Origin of the sequence: Vibrio rarus (assembly GCF_024347075.1) — a bacterium.
Taxonomy (GTDB): domain Bacteria; phylum Pseudomonadota; class Gammaproteobacteria; order Enterobacterales; family Vibrionaceae; genus Vibrio; species Vibrio rarus.
Map to the genome: position 1 here is coordinate 1,665,753 of NZ_AP024900.1, position 20,714 is coordinate 1,686,466.

15 protein-coding genes and 1 pseudogene are annotated in these 20,714 nt (G+C 38.8%); 4 read left to right on the forward strand and 12 right to left on the reverse strand.

Annotated elements, in window-relative coordinates; all coding sequences use genetic code 11:
* Positions 1-10: 10 nt before the first annotated feature.
* The 4 genes from OCU56_RS07680 (at position 11) to OCU56_RS07695 (ending at position 8,057) form a co-directional block, all read left to right on the forward strand.
* Positions 11-1,000, forward strand: a complete 990-nt coding sequence (locus tag OCU56_RS07680) for an ABC transporter ATP-binding protein (RefSeq protein ID WP_261872650.1) — start codon at positions 11-13, stop codon at positions 998-1,000.
* Positions 1,000-1,968: an ABC transporter ATP-binding protein gene (locus tag OCU56_RS07685; protein WP_261872651.1), complete on the forward strand. Its 969-nt coding sequence runs from the start codon at positions 1,000-1,002 to the stop codon at positions 1,966-1,968. The genes OCU56_RS07680 and OCU56_RS07685 overlap by 1 nt, the downstream gene beginning before the upstream one ends.
* A gap of 280 nt (positions 1,969-2,248) precedes the next feature.
* Positions 2,249-3,319, forward strand: a complete 1,071-nt coding sequence (locus OCU56_RS07690; RefSeq protein WP_261872652.1) for a M42 family metallopeptidase — start codon at positions 2,249-2,251, stop codon at positions 3,317-3,319.
* Between the two features lie 679 nt (positions 3,320-3,998).
* Positions 3,999-8,057, forward strand: coding sequence for a zinc-dependent metalloprotease (locus OCU56_RS07695; RefSeq protein ID WP_261872653.1), 4,059 nt, complete (start codon positions 3,999-4,001; stop codon positions 8,055-8,057).
* A 331-nt stretch (positions 8,058-8,388) separates the two neighbouring features.
* Here the strand turns inward: OCU56_RS07695 and OCU56_RS07700 are convergent, their stop codons facing one another.
* The 12 genes and pseudogenes from OCU56_RS07700 to OCU56_RS07755 form a co-directional block, all read right to left on the reverse strand.
* Entirely contained in the window at positions 8,389-9,471 is a 1,083-nt protein-coding gene (locus OCU56_RS07700) for an HNH endonuclease (protein ID WP_261872654.1), read from the reverse strand.
* A gap of 187 nt (positions 9,472-9,658) precedes the next feature.
* Positions 9,659-10,357: pseudogene (locus OCU56_RS07705) on the reverse strand (OmpA family protein); the annotation flags it as partial.
* A gap of 2 nt (positions 10,358-10,359) precedes the next feature.
* The gene (locus OCU56_RS07710) at positions 10,360-12,132 is read right to left on the reverse strand and encodes a hypothetical protein (protein WP_261872655.1); all 1,773 of its coding nucleotides are present in this window, start codon (positions 12,130-12,132) and stop codon (positions 10,360-10,362) included.
* Between the two features lie 160 nt (positions 12,133-12,292).
* Positions 12,293-12,640 (reverse strand): hypothetical protein, encoded by a 348-nt coding sequence (locus OCU56_RS07715; RefSeq protein ID WP_261872656.1) that lies wholly within the window; start codon positions 12,638-12,640, stop codon positions 12,293-12,295.
* 6 nt (positions 12,641-12,646) lie between these two features.
* Complete coding sequence (locus OCU56_RS07720) at positions 12,647-13,288, reverse strand: hypothetical protein (protein ID WP_261872657.1); 642 nt, start codon at positions 13,286-13,288, stop codon at positions 12,647-12,649.
* Positions 13,254-14,633, reverse strand: a complete 1,380-nt coding sequence (locus OCU56_RS07725) for a hypothetical protein (protein WP_261872658.1) — start codon at positions 14,631-14,633, stop codon at positions 13,254-13,256. Before OCU56_RS07725 ends, OCU56_RS07720 begins: the two co-directional genes overlap by 35 nt.
* Positions 14,634-14,677: 44 nt before the next feature.
* Complete coding sequence (locus tag OCU56_RS07730) at positions 14,678-15,583, reverse strand: hypothetical protein (RefSeq protein WP_261872659.1); 906 nt, start codon at positions 15,581-15,583, stop codon at positions 14,678-14,680.
* Between the two features lie 63 nt (positions 15,584-15,646).
* Positions 15,647-15,988 (reverse strand): hypothetical protein, encoded by a 342-nt coding sequence (locus OCU56_RS07735; RefSeq protein WP_261872660.1) that lies wholly within the window; start codon positions 15,986-15,988, stop codon positions 15,647-15,649.
* A gap of 298 nt (positions 15,989-16,286) precedes the next feature.
* The gene (locus OCU56_RS07740; RefSeq protein ID WP_261872661.1) at positions 16,287-17,579 is read right to left on the reverse strand and encodes a DEAD/DEAH box helicase; all 1,293 of its coding nucleotides are present in this window, start codon (positions 17,577-17,579) and stop codon (positions 16,287-16,289) included.
* 396 nt (positions 17,580-17,975) lie between these two features.
* Positions 17,976-18,980 (reverse strand): hypothetical protein, encoded by a 1,005-nt coding sequence (locus tag OCU56_RS07745; protein WP_261872662.1) that lies wholly within the window; start codon positions 18,978-18,980, stop codon positions 17,976-17,978.
* 74 nt (positions 18,981-19,054) lie between these two features.
* On the reverse strand, positions 19,055-20,017 hold the full coding sequence (locus tag OCU56_RS07750) for an ADP-ribosylglycohydrolase family protein (protein ID WP_261872663.1): 963 nt from the start codon (positions 20,015-20,017) through the stop codon (positions 19,055-19,057).
* A gap of 108 nt (positions 20,018-20,125) precedes the next feature.
* Positions 20,126-20,692 (reverse strand): hypothetical protein, encoded by a 567-nt coding sequence (locus OCU56_RS07755; RefSeq protein WP_261872664.1) that lies wholly within the window; start codon positions 20,690-20,692, stop codon positions 20,126-20,128.
* Positions 20,693-20,714 lie beyond the last annotated feature (22 nt).

The window sequence follows — 20,714 nt, forward strand, 5'->3', positions numbered from 1 at the left end:
GTCTTTAGATATGTCAAACAATGTATTGCTGTCTCTGAATAAAGTGACGACTAAGTTCACTACCGATGAAGGGGATATTACCGCGTTAAATGGCGTCACTTTTGATGTTATCGCGGGTCGCACTATCGGTATTGTGGGTGAGTCTGGTTGTGGTAAAAGCATTACCGCAGCCTCCATCATGAATCTATTGCCACAACCTTATGGCAATGTCACTGACGGCGAAATTATCTTTGAAGGCAGAGATATTACTAAGCTAAGCCAAGCGGAGCGTTGCGCATTACGTGGTAAGGATATCTCTATGATATTCCAAGATCCGATGACAGCGCTTAACCCTGTGGTACGTGTAGGCAAGCAAGTAGAAGAAGTCTATGAGTTGCACAGTAAAACCCTCACCACTGCAGAAGCACGCCGTCAAGCGGTACTGGACATGTTTACCAAAGTAGGGATTTCTGAACCTGAGAAACGTTTGGATGTGTACCCACACGAACTGTCTGGGGGCATGCGTCAACGGGTAATGATTGCCATGGCATTGGCTTGCGAGCCAAAAGTGTTAATTGCAGACGAACCCACAACGGCTTTAGACGTAACCATTCAAGCGCAAATTTTAGAGCTGATGAAACGCATGCAGCAACAGCTTGGTATGGCCATTGTCTTTATTACCCACGACCTTGGTGTGGTCGCAGAGATGTGTGACGATGTTGCGGTAATGTATGCAGGTAATATTGTTGAGCAAGGGGATGTGTTCCAAATCTTTGGACGCCCTACTCACCCTTATACTCAAGGGTTACTGGCTTCCATGCCGACCGTTACCTCAAAACCAAAAACTCAGCTCACCACTATCGAAGGCAGTGTTCCACAATTGAAAGACATGCCTGTTGGTTGTCGCTTTGTCAACCGCTGCACTAAAGCAATGGAGCATTGCAATACCACTAAACCAAGCTCAACCACCGTTGAGGCTGGCCACTTTGTTTCTTGTCTTGCTGTTAAAGAGGTTATGTAATGACACAAGCAACGCCTTTACTGCAAATTAAAGATCTAAAGCAGCACTTTTTAGTTTCTAATAAACTGTTTCAACCTAAAAAATATGTCTATGCCGTTAACGGTGTCTCCTTTGACCTCTATCCAGGACAAACCATTGGTCTTGTTGGAGAGTCAGGCTGCGGTAAAAGCACCGTAGGGCGGACGTTACTAAAATTGTACGAACCGACAGCGGGTAGCATTTTCTTTGAAGGCAAAGACATCACTAACCTCAGCGAAAAAGAGATGATCTCTTTGCGCAAAGAGATGCAAGTGATCTTGCAAGACCCCCTAGAAAGCCTTAATCAGCGCCATACTATTGGTGATATTCTAAAAGAACCCTTTGAGATCCACGGGGTTGGAACGGCACAAGAACGAGATCAATGGGTCGCGGAGTTATTAGTCAAAGTGGGGCTTCGTCCTGATTCGGCGTCTCGTTTCCCCCATGAGTTTTCTGGTGGTCAAAGACAACGTATTGGTATCGCACGCGCCATTGCCTTAAAACCTAAATTAATCGTCTGCGATGAATCTGTTTCCGCATTAGATGTTTCGGTACAAGCGCAAATAGTCAACTTACTGCTTGATCTGCAAAAAGAGATGAATATCGCACTGATATTTATTGCTCATGATCTGTCGGTAGTAAGGCATGTCTCAGATGTTATTGCCGTGATGTATCTCGGAAAATTCGTTGAAATTGGCAATGCGCAAGAGGTGTTTAACACGCCTAAGCACCCTTACACCGAAGCATTAATTTCAGCCATTCCTCAGCCTGATCCGCGAGCGAAGAAAGAGCGCATTATCCTGCAAGGTGATATTCCATCACCAATGAATCCACCACCGGGTTGTGCGTTTTCCACACGTTGCCGTTACGCCGAAGCTTCATGCTCTGAGCGTGCGCCAAGCTTGGATGGACAACAACATAAAGTGGCGTGCCATTTAGCCGATAAATAGCCCATCTCCCTCGTTATCTTGCCACAGCAAGATAATGAGCAGGACATCAGTCAAACAACTTCACAGAGAGAGTTTTTGTCACACACTTTTGCCTTATATGGCCCAAAAGTGTGTTGATTCACTCTCCCTGTTTTTTGCTAAACAGCGTATTTAATAGTGGCTATTCCCCCTACTGAATCCGAACGAGACCAAAAGCCATTGCTTTAAATAAGGTGGCTCAGTCTTATACAAAGTCGCCTTAAGGCAACTAACTTTTTACCCCATATGAGAGTTATTCAAAATGGAAAAAAAAATCATCGAGCTGAAAAAGCTTACTGAACTTAACGCAGTACCCGGCAACGAAGGTGAATGTCGCCGTTATATGGCTAAGCGATTCGAAGGTCTTGCGGATGAAGTCGTATTAGATAACCTAGGTAGCATCATAGGTCATAAAGTCGGTGATGAGCATGGCCCTCGTATTATGCTCGCAGGCCATATGGATGAAGTGGGCTTTATGGTCACTGAAATTGAAAAATCGGGTTTCGTTAAATTCACTCCATTGGGTGGTTGGTGGAGCCAAGTCATGCTTGCTCAACAACTGACTATCACAACGGGTAGTGGTGAGCACATCCACGGTGTGATTGGTAGCAAGCCACCACACATACTAAAACCTGCAGAGCGCACTAAACCTGTAGAAATCGATACTATGTTTATTGATGTGGGCGTGGCTTCTAAAGAAGAAGCGGAAGCTTTAGGCATCAAACCTGGTGATATGATCACCCCTTACATTGAGTTTCGTGAAATGGCAAACAAAGACTACCTTATGGGTAAAGCCTTTGATAACCGTATCGGTTGTGCCATTGCATTAGATGTCATGGATAACCTAAAAGGCGTGGCTCACCCTAACCAATTGTTCTCTGTTGGCACAGTACAAGAAGAGGTGGGCCTACGCGGCGCACGTACTGCATCAAACTTAGTACAGCCTGATATTGCAATTGCTGTCGATGTAGGTATCGCCGATGATACCCCTGGATGTGATAATAAAGGCGTAATGGGTAATGGGCCTCAATTAACATTAAAAGATGCGTCTATGGTTGGTCATAAAGGTTTGCGTGAATTGTGCGTAAGCATTTGTGAAGAATTGGATATTCCATTCCAATACCAAGTATTAAATGGCGGTGGCACTGATGCGGGTGCAATGCATGTTTCAGGTCATGGGGCGCCATCGATTTCAATTGGCATTCCATCTCGTTACATCCACTCTCATACTTCAATGATTCATAAGCAAGACTACAACAACACCACTAAGTTGATCACTGAACTGGTTAAACGTTTAGATGTGACTACTGTTAATTCACTATTGATGGATTAATCGCTGTTCTCGGCACCGAATTATCACTCCCAATAAATCCGTGATAATTCGTTGCCGTTTTCCCACCTGCTTTTACCATGCTTTTCATTTCGGAACACATACCTCAATCACATAATGAATGTAGGTTCATTACAATTCCGCAATCTTATTTATTGATTTGATTTCATCCACCTGTATTGCGCTAACATGGCTAAGCACAGTTTTCTTGCAGTATGACTGATACCCGTCATCGTAAGTGAAAGATCACAAATAGCGAAATAAAAACAACTGACAACATCGTTGACATTTTTTATCTGTAGTTCCCCTACAGCCAAATATTGCAACACAGTTATCCCATATGTTAATCCGCTAGGCTGATCCCTTACTTGCTAGATCCAGGGTTCAGTTGAACATGTTTTTACACTCTACTGCAGCCAAACTGCGAATGTAAATTTGACTCTTGGGTTCGACTTCTTTTCAACACAGTCAAGCCTTGGGTCGATTTGTTTTTATCTTGGCCAATTTTTTTGCTGGATATTCAAAGATTTAATAAAAGTTTGGTGTACGCAATACCACATGCAGGTGATGTTTTCCTTAACGCGAAACCGTTTCGCATAAAGTAGCTACGTTTTCAAATACTGTATATGGACATTAAATAAGTGGCGTAACGCTTACGACAAGTTTTAAATAGGAACAAATTATGAGAAAAAGTTTGCTGCATTGCAGCATATTGCTTGCTTCCGCTAGCCTTTTTGGCTGTGGGCCAGGTGATGAGCCGTATGACACGGTAGCGAAAGATCCTAACATGATCTCGAGTTCGGATATTGAGCAAAATGTAAAAGCGGATGATGGAACCTCCCATGCTCGTCGTTACCTCTTTTTACGTACCATCCGCAAAGCACCTCGCTATTTCGCTTCTATTGGTAGTAATCAATGGTACAACGATACCAAACTGGTCACTTTAAAGCGTTCTGAAAACGGCATTGAAGTTTTACAAGAAGATAAAGCCGCCATTGGTGAAGGCCAAGAATACTCTCCATTTGATAATGCAGAAAACCTTCGACCATTATTAACTATCAACGGCAGCTATATTGATTATAAATGTGCCACAGATAGCTACGATAAATGTACAAACCAAGAGCAAGTTAATAACGACGCCGATGTTGAGTGGGATCAGAAAAAATATTTTGTCCCTGACTTAAACAACCTTACTGTTAAAGATATTGGCTTCAACGATGTGTCCATGAATAGCTGTTTATCTAAAGTAGGTGCCCCTCGCGTTGTACATCGCACCGAACAAACAGCCAATGGCAAAACCGTATCTTGGAATGGTCACGAAATTGACCTGAAAAATGGGGTGATTAACTTAGAAATTGCTCAAGATTATCAGGCGAGCATGTCTGCAAGCTGTGAAAGCTTCTCTCCACAAGATTCTATCGACAATTATTCACTTACCGTTACCAGTTTTGTCTCTATTGTGGCTCTCGACTCACCACAAGAAAGTGATGACAATCAACCTGCAACGCTGGTTTCTAAAAACTACAAACCAATCCCGTATGCGCACCAAGAAAGTATTAAATACGGTTTCTTCGCAACGGACATCGAACATTTAGATACCTTTAACCGAGGCAACCGAGACGGTCAATTCCGTCAATATTTGCAACGTTGGAATCCAAAGAAAACCAAATTACACTACTATCTATCCAATGATTTCTATGAAGCAAAAAATGCACCTTATTTAGCGGCAGCAACGCAAAGTATTGCATTAATCAACGCAGAAAACTCGGTATTTAAGACTGGCGTTCCTCAAATCGAACTGGCTCCTGCTGGTAACCGTCAATCGGGTGATTTACGTTACACTATTATCGAACTGGCTGATGAACCGCTAGCCAATGGCTTATTAGGTTATGCTCCATCTGCAACCAACCCACTTACTGGGGAAATTGTTTCAGGTGTCGTAAACCAATATAGTGGTAACGCAATTAATGTTGTGCCTACTTACTGGCAAGAAATCCGCCGTGCGTTTAACCATGGTAAAATTTCTAAGTCACAATTGGACAGTAAAGTTAACCATACTGCTTCATACCTATCATCCTCGCATGCTATCACCACAAACCAAGCAAAAAATATCGTTAATCCTGTTACCGGCAGCAACAGTATGTATGGTAATAAACTCGATCATTTTGCGAAAATTCTTAGTGGTGGCTTTGAAACATTATCACCGTCTCAGGTTACCGATCTCGCCGAGCATAAAACAGATAATGACATCTATGAGCAACGCGAAAATGGTGAGACTGTATCGCTAGAAACACTGGCTAAACAGCAGCAAGATGAAATGTATAACCTTAGTCGCAACAATATGTTAAGCACTAAGGCGTTAACCAATACTATTTATGGCAATGGTGACTACCGTACCCTACCTCAAGGTGTCCACGAGCTTCCAGGGCAAAAAGCCAATAAATATCGTATTGATTGGAGTAAAGACAGTTATTTCACCGACGCAACTCATAAACGAATGAAAAACTTCGGTGATTTGAGCGTTGCAGATCAACAAGATCTTAAAGTGAAACTATCTGCTGCTATCTTTGCCAGCACCTTAACTCATGAAATGGGACACAGCCTAGGGCTTCGTCACAACTTTATGGGCAGTGTGGATGCGGAGAACTACAACTTTGATAGTACTCAAATCGCTAAGTTGAAAACTAAGCTCTCTTCTATGGGTTACCCAAATATTGAGCCTAATTCAAACTCAAGTAGTCGCATGGAATATAGCCTTGATGCGTACACCAGTGGCTATGGTCCATATGATATCGCAGCTCTTCGATTCGGTTACGCTCGCCAAATTCAGCTAACCAAAGATGGTAAAGCGATACTAAGTAGTGGCAAAAACACTGACTTAAGTGATGTTAGCATCGTTGATAACAACTATGTTTCACTGAAAAAACGTGATGAAGAACGCCGTGCTGAAATCGCCGATCTTCAGGGACGTGGTGAAGGTCAAGGTAAATATTCTCGAGGTGTTGCGGATAAGACTGTGTTAGGTCTCACTAAGACATTCAAATTCTGTACAGACGAAGATACCTACCTCGGCAATACTTGTAACCGATTTGATGCCGGCTTTACGAGTGCACAAATTACGCACAATAAAGCCTTTGACATTGATGACCGCTTTATTGAAACCAATACACGTAATGACCGTGAAAACTTCGGTATGTCTTACCTGACCTACTACACTCTTTATCGTTTAAGACAATTCGATGCATTGCATGCGTTCATTGATGATTCACATGACTTCGTGATGGGGTCCGGTGAAGATGGTTTATTATTAGAAAACCAAAAACTGTTCAATCACATTATCAATGAATGTAAAACGCAAGATCCAGTTACTGGGGAATATGATGTAAAAGATATTCCATTTACATTAAGTCAATATAACAATAACCTTAAAGCTGTGGGTATCATTTGTGACTGGATTGCAGGCACAGAAAACTCTCGTGACTACTTGCTACATACTGCAATGGCTCCATTAGGACGGTACATAACGTATAATTATGTCGTTCCACCGAGTTCTCTATTCTCTCAGAATTTACCGCTCAAAGTCGTTAAAGAAGAATATGTATCGAAAAATGGCCCTCTAAACTTAGCTCAAGGAGAAGTCCTACTCGATTCAGATAGCCATCAGCAGTTATTAAGAGATATGGCTCAGAATGCCATTGATGTTTTATCTCCTGGCGCTAGCTTGCTCGATGAGAAACAGAAGGTTACATTAACTGACGGTAGCGTCATTACCGGTAAGGTAACGTTAACGGGTCACCCATTAAATAGCTTACAAGCGGATAATGCGGATCCTAACCATGGCTATACCAGTGACCGTGATGTATTAGGCTCTTGGCCTGATAAACTACTTGCAGTAAGAGAGTTACTATCTCGTAGCACATCAAGATTAACCGATTTAAGTACCACTGGTGCATTGGCTGATGATGCTTTTGCTGGGGAAATCTTGAAACTAGGTTTATGTCGCCAAGCCTTAGCCGGTACGTATTCAATAACACAAACTTCAGATGAAAACTTACTGAATTGTTTGCCAGTTCTTAATGGTGACTTATTCAGTAACGGTAAATTCGCTGATGCAGATGCACAAACAGCGTTTTTGACCAATTACACTGCACAAAACATTGTGTACAATGCATTCTCAGATTGGGCTGATACTGATATAGAAACGTTACCAACGTATACTTATGCTGTTGCACAGTACTTTAATTTACCAATGAAAGGTAAAGTGAATATTCTAAGAGCAATGCTTAACCAGTTTGTATTGGGTTCAAGTACCAACAATACTGGGGTTAATTTACAATCGGTGACTAAATCGTATCGTGAATATGCCAGTGTTTACACTGAAGAGGCAAGCTATGCTTACCAAAAACCAATTGTCTTTGATTTCAATAATATGAGTGATATCCCAGCAATGAAAGCAAACCTAGATTTCTTGCTGGCTCGCGATCCTAAAGGTCAAGATATGATCGTTCGTATGATTGGCGCTAAAGAAGACTTTGTGGTAAAAGAAGACAACCGCCTAGCATTAGTTTTGATCAAGGCTTATATCAAGTCATTAGTTGATGCTAGTAATGCATCTAGTAACCCAACGCTACAGGCATCTCTTGATAAAAAAGTAGAGCGATTGGCTAATATCATTAACACATTACCAAGAACAGATGAATACGCAGAGCTTGACCGCACAGCGTATCTAGCGGATCTGTAACCCACTGGTATGAATTGACATGATGTACTCACCAGGGTGAGTTGTCATCCCTCAATACGTTATCTAAAATTAATAGCGACACCTTAGGGTGTCGCTATTTTATTATTGGAGCGCATTAGAACTTAATTCAAAGGGCTTTACTGTAGGTCGTTTAATAACTGGTTTTTAGGGGGATGCTTACTTATTTTATGATGATTATAAGTTGCGTGATTCATAGAGATGGTTTCAATTTTCGTAACTGAAGAACAAACTTGTATTTCTGCTCTTAAAACCGCTCTCTCTTGCTCTCGTAGCGCTGAGATACATCTTCAGATAAAGGGGAATCACTGTTTCAGCAAATGTTGATTTGCTCAAAGTTCTCAATAAATTCGTCCGTGCTATATGCCTTCCACCCGACCCTCTCTAAAGCCATTTTTTCATAGCTATCTAATACAACGGCCAAATTATGTAACGGCCACGCTAACTCCGCTATTATCTTTGATTGGGGACCATTGATAGAAAAACCTACTTTAGGCTTAGATAATCGTTGTTTTTTACACAGGTGAAGAACACCATGTACAGCAGGATCTGAAAATTCAAACAAGTCATGCCAACTATTACTACTGTTTAGAATACCTTGCTGATTACGAAGTTGAATAATCATTTGACGCTGTTCGTGAGTCACAAACATATGTTCATGAAAAGCTTCTTTACTATGGCAATCTATACATAGTGCAATTAAATTAGAGTCTAGATTATTACTTTTCACTCCATCTTTATGATGAGTATGTAGTAAATAACTCGTCCTAACACCACTTAAGTTGACGTTACACTTCTCACAGCAATACCCTTTCGTGTATTTATAATTTGAACTTATTCTAGGCCAATCAGATGTATATATATCACGTATGTCATCGGCTCTTTTAGTTGGTAAATGCTTAAAATGGGAGCTAAATGTTGAAAAGAACTCATCCATTGTAAAACGATTAAATATCGTTCTCTTTTCACCTCCCACTTGATAGCCCTGATAATTCAAATGAGCAAGGCAAACTTTACACACCTTAAGCCCTGCTTCACCTTCAATGTACTGCCCAGAATACTTATTAGACCCTGTGACAATGAATTGTTCAGAAGTATCATTAGTCACAACATAGCGATCAAAACGCCCTCGCTCGCGCATAATCTTCAATACTTTACAATCTGCCACATGATACTTTCTTCCCGTACTGCCATCTTCGATAGCACCAAGCACTGAAGAACCATGATCGCGAATATAAAGAAGAACTTGGCGACCTTTATAACTAAGTAAGCCCGCCGATGATTCCACTTCCTCAAGAGAGACTACAAGTCCCTCTGCAAGGTTGATATCTATTGGCTCTCTTGGCGATATTAGGACTGAGCTTGATGAAAACTCTCCAGCTTTACTTGGATTCATCAATGTCACAGCTTTAGTGAGTCTAGAAAGGTTAAATGTTAATTTCATCTATTGGCTAATTATTATGTAGTTCTAATTGCTTAGTACAAAGTGATGTTACATCAGTAACGTGAGGGTTTTCCATTGCACTTTCCATACACGACTCTAAATTATAATGACTTGGGTTCTCACTGTTAGCATCATCAGACAATATTCGACGAATTTGTTCTTCTGCATTAGTAATCACTCGAAAAGATACGCGCCTAGACTTGGCCGCATTTTCAGTACCATTATCATTTAATATCAGTTTAGATGATGAATAACCAACCGCAGCAATATTAGACTTAACCCACTGCCTTTGAGGATTGTCTAAGCTTTTTAATTCCATTATGTAATTTAAAACGACTCTCGTTCTAGATTGAGACAGAGCCATATTACGGAAATAAGCTTCATTTACAGAGGAGTCTCTATTCCAACCACTAGATGTATGCCCTTCAATACGTATTTCTTGAATTGAAAAATGATACTTGCGTAATGTTCTCAAATATCTTGGAATAAAATCATCTAAGATTGAACGAAACTTCCTTGTTAAGGTTGCATGTCCATTAGCAAACAATACTTCAGGAGAGTTAAAATTTAAACTGAGTGTATTTCGATCAATTTCAGCACCCCATGACTTTAAATCTTTCTGAAATTCTTTAACTAAAGCTTGATATATTGCTTCTTGAGTTTGTTCGTATGCTTTGGCAACATCTTTGATTTTATCTCTTTCTGACAATGCATGTTGCATCAATGACACGGAGATAAATAAGAACACCATCATTAGTCCAGCCATCAGATCTGAAACTGACATCCAGTGTTCACCACCCTCACCTTTACGCTTAGCTGTTCCAAAAATCTTATTCATTATTAAACACCTTGTCGCGCATGACTAATTACTTTAGCCATCTCATTAGTTAAATGAGTATAATCACGAGTAAACTGCTGGGTTACAGTAGCTAATTCACGCCCCATTAGCTCAATCACTCGATTGATCTCCTGTTGCATTTCTTCATCTAAATATTTTACTTGGCTACCAACAGCTGAACCTGTTTTACTAACTGTGTCCTTTATGACATGTTCAACTGAATCAAAAGTGCGTTGGATTTCTCGAGCCTGCAGTGCAAACACTTCTTGCAAAGAGCCTTCTAGTTTATTTTGCAAATTAGTAATAGCACTTAATGTCTCATCACGTATGGTTTGAGTATCTAATACCAGTTGTTGATTAGCATTTCGCAAAGTGTCACTTGTTACTTTCGCGTCATCCTTAATACCCGTCACTAAGGATCTCATGATATTATTTAAATCTTCTAAGCCATCCTTGAGTTCATCTCGTATTTTTTCAGCAGCACTAGTTACTTCGTTATTCATATTTTTCATGTTTGAAGTCGCTTCCGAAGCATTACTCTCGAATGCTTGAGATGCCTCAGCTAATTTGCCCCCAATACTGATAACCGATTGGTTGAGTTCCTTAGAAATTTCTTGCGCACCGGAAAATAGTGAGGTTTTAATTTCATCTGCACTTTCTATACTTACTTTATTAAAATCTTCAACAGACTGTTTTGATTGCTCAAGCATATTAGAGTAATGCGTCGAAGCAGCGTCTACAGAACTAGAAACTTGCTTCATAACCAAATCTAATTGACTTTGGATCTGAGGCATCGCTGCAATGGCTTTATCTCTCAATTCATTGAATGCTTTTAAACGCTCTTCTAAATCTGTAATTTGCCCATGATTTAACGACATGACTTCCTGTAATTTTTCCATTGATTGAGGTATAGACTCAGCTTTATCACTGATATGAGCAACGGATTCCTCTGTTTGACTGATAGCTTCAACTCCTAAGCGGTATTTATCTGCCATATCCTGTAATTGAATTCGATAATTATCCTGCCACTCTACTAATTTCTTTACTGAGTCATCTAAGCGTTTGAAATTTTCGCCAAACTGTTCAGTAAGGTGCTTATTAAAATCAACAATCACCTCCTTTAAAGCATTAATTACTTGCTCAGTAGCTGATTTTGAAAGAAGGTCACCAAAGTGCTGTAATTCAGCCCAAAGTTTATCTTGGAACTGATGAAAAGATTCACTTTGTTTATTCATTGAATCTAAAATTCTTTGATTGTCATCTTTATTATCAATACGTAAACGCTTAATTTGAGAGGCTAGTGATGAGTCCTCCTCTCCTTTAATTGCACCTACCAACTCTTTGGTCACTGATATGTTTTCTTGGAATAAATCGGATTGCTTACTGATGACTTGATAGATTTGCTCTGGACCTACATCTACTATCTCTTCATCATCTTGGCTAATATATCCAAGCCACGTCTTTAAAATTATGGACGAAAGCATACCGCATAGACTTGTGATAAAAGCTGTTTTTAAGCCTTCTAATAACAACGAAATAGAGTTATCAATATTATTTGGATCAAAATCCATCAATCCCACAACAATACCACTAAAGGTACCAAGAATGCCTAATGATGTAAGTAAATTAGGCGCATAATCAATAAAATCCCTTTGAATGTTATGATAAGAAAAATATATACTTATGACTAAGACACAGATTATAACTAATAAAAAAGCATCTGAAATTGTAGCAGCTGTAAAACTACTAATGAAATGGGCAAGTAATTCGGACATCCGTTCTCTCTATTATTTTATTATACTTGCCTATGCTGTTTATACTGCATTTTTGCAAGGTTTATCCAGTTTTAAGTTTAATAAATGTTTAATTTAATGTAAATTAGACAGTCTAACTCTAGTTTCAAAATATAAACGACCAAAAAAGATATTAAGTCTATTAATTTACGTTAGTAGTTAAATCATTCGCCAGCGTAATTTCCGTATTATCAGGTATTGAATCTTCATTATGAACATCACTTAAGTAAATATCAGCATACTCCCTCTTTACAGACATCCCCTTAATAAAATACCCTGTTAAAGTATCAGACAGTATTAATTTATTATGATTTCTAAATTTTACATTTAAATACCAACCACCATACGATCTCACTTTTATATCAATTACGAGACCATCCCCCCATAATCGATGATTTAATGTCATCCCATGCTCAACTTCAAAAACGTTATGCAACTCATGAGAATATTGTTTTAAACACTCTTGAAGTGAGTACTCAAGATGACACATATAATCCTATTCCTGTACTAAATCTGGTACTTGTTCTAAATCTTTGTCTCCAAGGGTATTAGAACCATTAATTTTTACACCATCACAATCTATATAAATTTTGCCATTTCGCCGTATTTGAGTGCACTCATCAGGGATCACTTTTACCTTTTTCTCGACAACTTTTTCAACAGGAACTTCAACGGGAACTTCAACACGTTTTTCAACAGGTACCTCAACGACTTTTTCAACTTTTTTAATCAATGGCTCTTCAGTGACCCAGCGGTATGCTCTATATAGCCCTAATGAAATGATGCCTATTAAAAACAATAACAGTACTAATTTGATGAGTGTATGCAGGATAAACATAATCGAATCTCTTTTCTGTTCATTCCTGCTTTTTCTCAGATTATATACATCAGATTTAGCTTGTTCATGTACAACACGAACTCTGGCTTCTTCTTGGGCTATCTGTGTTTTAATTTGCTGCTGCTTTAATCTACCCGTATCACCTGCATCAAGTGCACCAGATATATCCTTACCCTGAGCCTTTTCATTTGCAATCTCTGCTTCAATTTTTGCGGCCTCAAGTTGCTCTTTTAATACTTCAGTTTTATGTTTTAATTCCTCAATCTCAGCTTGCTGCTCTCTCTTTCGTTGATTCTTCAACCACTTCTTCCGGTTTAACTCTTGTAGTTTTCTGAGATCTAGACTCCGCATCGAGTAATTCCTCTAATTCATTAGCTGTAATGTTTTCTGGGATAGGTACAATTCGTTCATGTATGATAATTTGTGGCTCTTTTATAACCATTGGTTCACTTACCTTGTGAATCCTCTCTACGTACACTGGTACTTCCATTTCAACTGGAACTTCGACTATTTTCTCAATTTCGACTTCAACAATCTTTTCCACTTCAACAATACGCTCAACCTCTTTCTCAATCTCAACTTCGACTATTTTCTCTACTTCAACTATTCGTTCTATTTCTTTTTCAATTTCTATAGGCACCTCTATCGTAGTGGTTACCTGTAAGGTTTTATTACGTCTATGAGCCCAAACTCGTAAATATTTCAATAATTTAGTTAATAAAATTTTTCTTATTTCTATATTATATTTTTTATGATCTAAACGCTTTATTCTACGTTCGATATGCTCTTTGGTATTTAGTGAACTAAGTAGATTTAAAATAAAGTACACTGGATATATCAAGGCTGATAGGAAACTCACAAATGCACCAAAAGGATCGTCAAACTTAACACCAAACCAAGAACTTACTTTATTAACAATTGCAACATACATGTCCTTCTTCTGACTGTATGCACTTTTAGTTTCAGCATGTGCATGATTAGTTTGCGCTACTTTATTACGTAACTCAGACATCTGCTCCCTAGCCTTTATATTACTGCTTTCTAAGGTTCTTATATTGTTACTATTAGATTCTTTATTTTTTTGTGAAGTCTCTATTGCTCTATTTAACGCATCCAATTGCTTTGTGAAATTCTTGACGGCTGCTGAACAATCTGGATTTAATGAACAATCTTTAGCTGTTTTTCTTCTCTCGCTATCTTGAATATTTATCTTTGATAGTTGAGTAGAATCTTTATGTATTTGATCATCAATTTGTAAGTTTCGTTCTCTTAGAGAATTTATTTCTATCTGATTATCAGCAATATCGCGTTTTAAATCTTCTATTTGCTTCTCACGAGTTGCATTATTATTTTCAGCTGTTTTAACAATTTTTACATCTCCTGTTGCTAAATCATTCAGGTAACTATTGATACCAACATAGCTAATAAACCAAAATGACGGTACAAGAATGAACATTGCAAACTTTAATACCCAACTAGTTGTATACCAACCTTCTATTACCTTTGATGTCCACATTAAAACAGCTGCTTCAGTTACAAATAGAAGTACTGAAAATGGATTAATGGAATAGGCGTGATTTGGAAATAATATTCCATAACCAAGAACATTGAAGCCAACGATAAGAAAACCTAACAGTATAGTCATGAGATTTATCCCATGATATGTATTGAATTTTTTATTTATTTTTGTCATTTTATTCTTTCAACTTTCATAAAGTTACTAATGTTATCTTCCGTTAAAATTAACATCTGATCTCGACCATAATTATTCATAAAATCGTTATATAGTTCTTCATTACCACCGATATAATTCCAATATGGTTTATATATATTATATATGTGTCTTTTAAATTTTTCCGTATCAGCTTTATTAGGGTCATAAGGACGATGAAAACCTATTTCTGCACCTGACTGTATTTGTTTAAATACACCTGATGCGTATATAATTCCACAAGCTGAATAGCACTTCATATATTTATCGCTTGCAGCACCCCACTGATGCTCTTGCATATATGTACCAATTTTTATAGCTTCATTCATTAACCCACCAGGACTATGCATCATGATCCTATTTAAATTAATCCCTTTCTTATTATAATAGTTAATATAACGGAGGAATTTATCATATGTACCTTTTACTATCATTCCCTCACCATAAAGATAATAACCCTGAGAGTCTTCACCTAGCATAAAAATGATTTTAGTACTATTAGCTAACGGGTGACCTATTCTCTTTGGTGCCGTTATTGGTGGCATGGGTTCAGGTAATGGTGGCGCTATATGGTGTACTTTATTTTTTATTTTCTTATCTTTATTATCTTTATTATCTTTATTATCCAAACCATTATTCATTTTTGTATTTTTAAGTATGGATTTATGTTTCTTATCTTTTCCCTCGTGCTTATTACTCTTAGTTATAACATGATTTGATTTATTTTCAGAATGGCTGTCATTTTTAATTTTAGAGCTTAAATATGATTTTTCTTTATCAATTGTGTGACTATCACTTTTTTTATTTAGATCATGTGGCACTGTATTACTACAACTACACAATATCAGCAGAGCACTTAACACAATGTCATTTTTACTAAACACTTTAATTCCTAACATTTATAAAAACAATACAAACTCACACTCACATGAGTTACAAAAATCTTTTTACTTCCTTAACACATCAACACCATGTGATTGACTTTTTTCCTTTATAAATTTTGCTGACACCCAAGCACCAACACTAGGAATAAATAATATTAATGCAATATGAATAAATCGGTATTTAATCACATTTGAAAATACATACTCTATATAGTTAGAGTCCTTAAAGTACACGCGAATAATAATAGCAAGGGATAATACAGACATAAATTTACTTTCTGAGTTAACTAAAAACCCATAGTCTTTACACTGATAATACAACCATGGAATCATACTCATTATGACCATAAGATAGAATATTCTATCAAAAATGTGCACACTATTAACACGCTCGATTTCATCCATTTTACTACACCTAATCATAAGACCTATTTAATTTCAGACATAGGTTTCAACTTTATTCGAGTTTGCGCATAACAACATGACGCATATTAAATCTGAATAAAATCTGTTTATTGTATCCTCACCCGTATAATTAAATAGGAATAAAATTTTATTTTTGTTCACCTTTAGTTTCATATGCGTCATTAGACCTCTGAGTTCTATCAGAATCTAATTAAGGTCTACAATTATTCATGTGAGACAAATACAAAAAAGACGCCCCATGGACGTCTTAAATCGGCGTGTAGCTGTGTTGACTCGTTTACTTCTTAGTGCCTGCGGTTCTATTTTTCACCATTTTACGTAATCGAGCGTATCTCTCAGCAGAACCCTGGCTGGCATCAGAAGGGTTGTTCATTCGAGTTTTACGGTCTTTGAACGCAGGTTTACTGTGCATTTTCTGTAATAGTGCATCACGGTTTTTTGGCTCGTACCCTGGCTGCTCTACACGTCGAATCGTATGACCAATCAATGACTCTACTTGTTGCAACGTCAGTTCTTCTTCACGGCTTACAAAAGACACAGCGTGCCCTTTTTGTCCAGCTCGGCCTGTTCGACCAATACGGTGCACATAATCTTCCGCCAAGAATGGCATATCGAAATTCACTACGTGCGGCAGGTCTTTAATATCTAATCCGCGAGCGGCCACATCGGTGGCAATCATCACACGCGCCTTACCTTCTTTAAATTCGCTAAGTGCTCTACGACGGGCGCTTTGTGCTTTATCACCGTGACATAGTACCGCTTTAATGCCATCCAGTTTAAGCTCTTTCAATAACATGTTGGCCGTTTCTTTGTAGTTCACAAAGACCAGTACTTGCTGCCAGTTCTTTCGACCAATAAGCTCAGATAACATTTCATATTTTCTTTCTTGGTCTACTGGGTAAACAACATGCGCGATAGTATTGGCCGTCGCGTTTTCTTGAGCTACAGATACTCTTTTCGGTTGATTCAACATATCAGCCGCGAGTTTGTTCATTTGCGCAGAGAAGGTCGCAGAGAACAACATTGTTTGTGGCTTTGTTGTAACACCAGACATAATCGTTTCAATTGATGAAATAAAGCCCATGTCCAACATACGGTCTGCTTCATCGAAAACCAAGAACTCAAGGTTCTGTAGAGAAACACTTTTCTCATCCAAATGCTCTATTAAACGACCAGGTGTTGCCACTAAAATATCCACACCCTTGTTTAGCTTTTGCACCTGAGATGACATTTTTACGCCACCATAAATGGCAGCAACACTCAATGATGTGTACTTGATATAATCTGCAATACTTTGTGCAATCTGTGCCGCCAATTCACGAGTAGGAGCAAGAACCAGTGCGCGTGTTTGAAAATGGTTATTCACTTTCTGCTTATCTAATAACTGCTGAATAATTGGCAGAGCGAAAGCGGCAGTTTTACCTGTCCCTGTCTGAGCATTGGCTAAGATATCGTGCCCTTTGCGAGCAAGAGGGATCGCTTTTTGCTGAACAGGAGTAAGTTTTTCGTAGCCACACTCTGACAGCGCTTTGACAATTTCTGAAGAAAAATTCTGAGATGAAAATGACATAGTAGTGTTCCTAAAATTAAACGGCTACGACCACGCGAAGCATAACCAAAAATACGGTGGCAAATTGTAGAACAAACTGTAACGAAACGGCAGACTTTTTACCAAATCGTCGCCATAAGCTCGAAAATACCGCCGTTTAATGGCAACAAGCCCTTTAGCGGACATTTTTTCAGGATAAAAGCGCTGTTTAATTGCTTCCAATGACCAACAGTGTAATGGAATACACCTATTTTAGTGGATGGTTACAATATCCGAAAATCTGTGGCCACTTATCAAGTTCGTTATCACGCAGTCTATCCCACCATCTGAATATCACTTTCAACAACCCATCTTTCTGCGGCACTCACTTAAAAGCTGAAAGAACACCGACTTTCAACCATTGCCAAACTATCCGAGCTAACTCTTATTTATGAGATTCTTCATTATGTAATCTGTAGCCACTTTTGCACAATCAAACCTAATACCTTCTTCATCAAGTAAGGTAAAGTAGCCATCGCCTTGTATAAATATCTTTTGTAACGTCTCGTCCTTGGCCGGATAGCGCCAAATACTCAGCTCAATCCCATCAGTGACATTCTCTTTTTTTATTGTGCACTGCCGACTATCTAAAAGTGAAATCAGTTGGTTGTAATCGTGTACCTGCGTATCGCAATAGCCCAGCCCTATTTTCCAAAACGTATCAATTTTGCAAGGTTGACTGCCGCTCATTTGAATCTCTTGCACTACAGTTGTAATAGATGACCCTAACTGTGCACACTCTGCTTTAGATTGATGACTTTTATAGACGGCACTATGAAATAGATAGAGATAAACGCCTAATTCACGGTGTTTGCTTGCTATAGCCAGTTTAGATACATCATTCAGCATTAAATCAAAAAGGGCTTGTCTGCCTGGGATAGTACGGCTTAATGCAGAAGGGTCAAATTCAATTAAAAGATGTTCAACTTGCCTGATAATTTCTTGATTAAGATTACTATCTTCAATGAGTAAGTTTATCGTTGGCAATGTTTGAAACAGTTGGTGATTTATATCGCGCTCCCAAGATTGTTGTGGATTGTAATGACGCACATAACTCGCGGAAGGATTGAACCCATAACCATAGTCCCCTGTTTCACCTTGAATTGAGTCAATAACATCGATATTAACGTCAATCCAATCAATCTCTGGGGCCTGCTCAATATCTGGATACCAAGCTTCAAAAGACTCAATCAATGCCAGTTGCAATTTACGTCCATCACTATCAGGAACAGAGCGATGACTAACTAGATGCTGATAAACATTAATATGAAACAACTCAGGGTCTATACGGCCGATAAAGCTAGGATACCTTTCGCTGTAACAGTCCCATAAATCATCACAAAATTGTTGAGCTATCTGCTTTATATCCACCGGTTCTAACATTGTATATTCCCGCTACTTATTGTGATAATTTAATGAGCCTTTTTCTGACAATTTTCTAGGGATAATCCATCCGCTTACGAAACTACCAACAAAGTGGCCCTTTCCTTTATGTCATCGTGCCAAGCTAGTTTTTCTAACCAAGATGAAGGAAGTTGACTATAGCCATAAAACGCTCCTGCCAGTTGTCCATATATTGCAGCGGTAGTATCGGCGTCCTCACCCAAATTTGCCGCTAATAACGCGCCTTCCTTAAAGGTATTGCTATTAGCAAATGACCATAATGCAGCTTCAAGTGATTTAACGACAAAACCACTTCCTTTGATTTCCTCCCTTGTCTTGGTCAAAAACGATCCCTGCACTACTTGATGTAAATCATCGTGAATCGTGGTTTTACCCCAATACTGTGCTAGCTGTGTGAACAACTCACTTTTGCTTAATACCCTGCCAATATCATCGAATATTCTGTACATTAGCCAAGCCATAATTTGACAAGACTCAATGGCTCTTTGCTCTGCATGTGTGGTGATGGAGCTTAATTTTGCAGCTTTAAGCACATCTTCCTCTGTAGCATTTCGGAAAGAAGAATAAAATATCGGGATGGGTGCCAAACGCATCAAACTGCCATTACCGGCGCTCCATTCATCACTAGATCCGGCAACGGCTACATTTGTCGTTTCATACACACACAAGGCATCAGCGACGGTATTACCAATATCAAAACATTGTCCAGTCACCGAGTTTTCACCCAGTTTCCACCATGCGGTATAACGCTTCATTTGATCTTGTGCATTATGCTGACCCACTGCCAACAAACTGTCCGTCAGGCACAACATCATTGAGGTATCGTCCGTCCATTGACCCGGTTGCAAGTTAAATGGCCCGCCGCCGATGATATCTTCTAGCGGCGTATAAGTGTCTTTTTGGCGAAATTCCAATGTAGTACCTAATGCATCACCGAGCGCTAAGCCAATCATTGCTCCTTGCGCTCTATCTAGCATCCACTTTTTGTTATCTTTATTATTCGTTGAATGATTCAAATGAAACTCTCTTACTGGTTAATTAATGTGCATTTAATCTAATGCGCTTAGCTGATATCAGTGTCCCATTGTTATACATCCCATTATTTAATGGACCTGTGTGATGCATTAATTACACATTTTCAGCCTTTGACAAACGGAGTAAATTAAATCCGTTAAACCATCAATTGTGTGACAATCATAGTAACTACCAAATTCGTTTTCCCCAGCGATGAATGTGGCATCAGCGGCGCTGTCAACGAGGTTAATTCCTATGAGTTTTGAAAACTCACCCAACGCAAACATCATCCCAAGCAACATACCCCGGTCTTCTAGCCCTCCAGTAACATTGCCATCATCATCTTGACTACACAATATTCTGCCGTAAGTGACATCTTCAAATGATACCCCTAACTCCTTTGCCCAAGCTAGACGCTCTATATGGTCAACTAAGCAGCTTTGTTCATTGAATTTTTCTTTTGGCACCTCAAAATAGTAAGCAAATAGATCGACGAGAAAATGGCTGATCTGCTGACGAGTTGTCGAACCACTAAGGTGTATTATTGGGCATTTTTCTAATAACTCTGTTTCCTGCTCAGGAGTTAATGCATCAACATTCATCAGTGGTAATAAAGGCGATGTTGGGGCTATTTTTATGTATAACGTATTCTCTTCACACTTTTCGGTCTGAGTCATCTTCAAAGATACCTATTTTTAA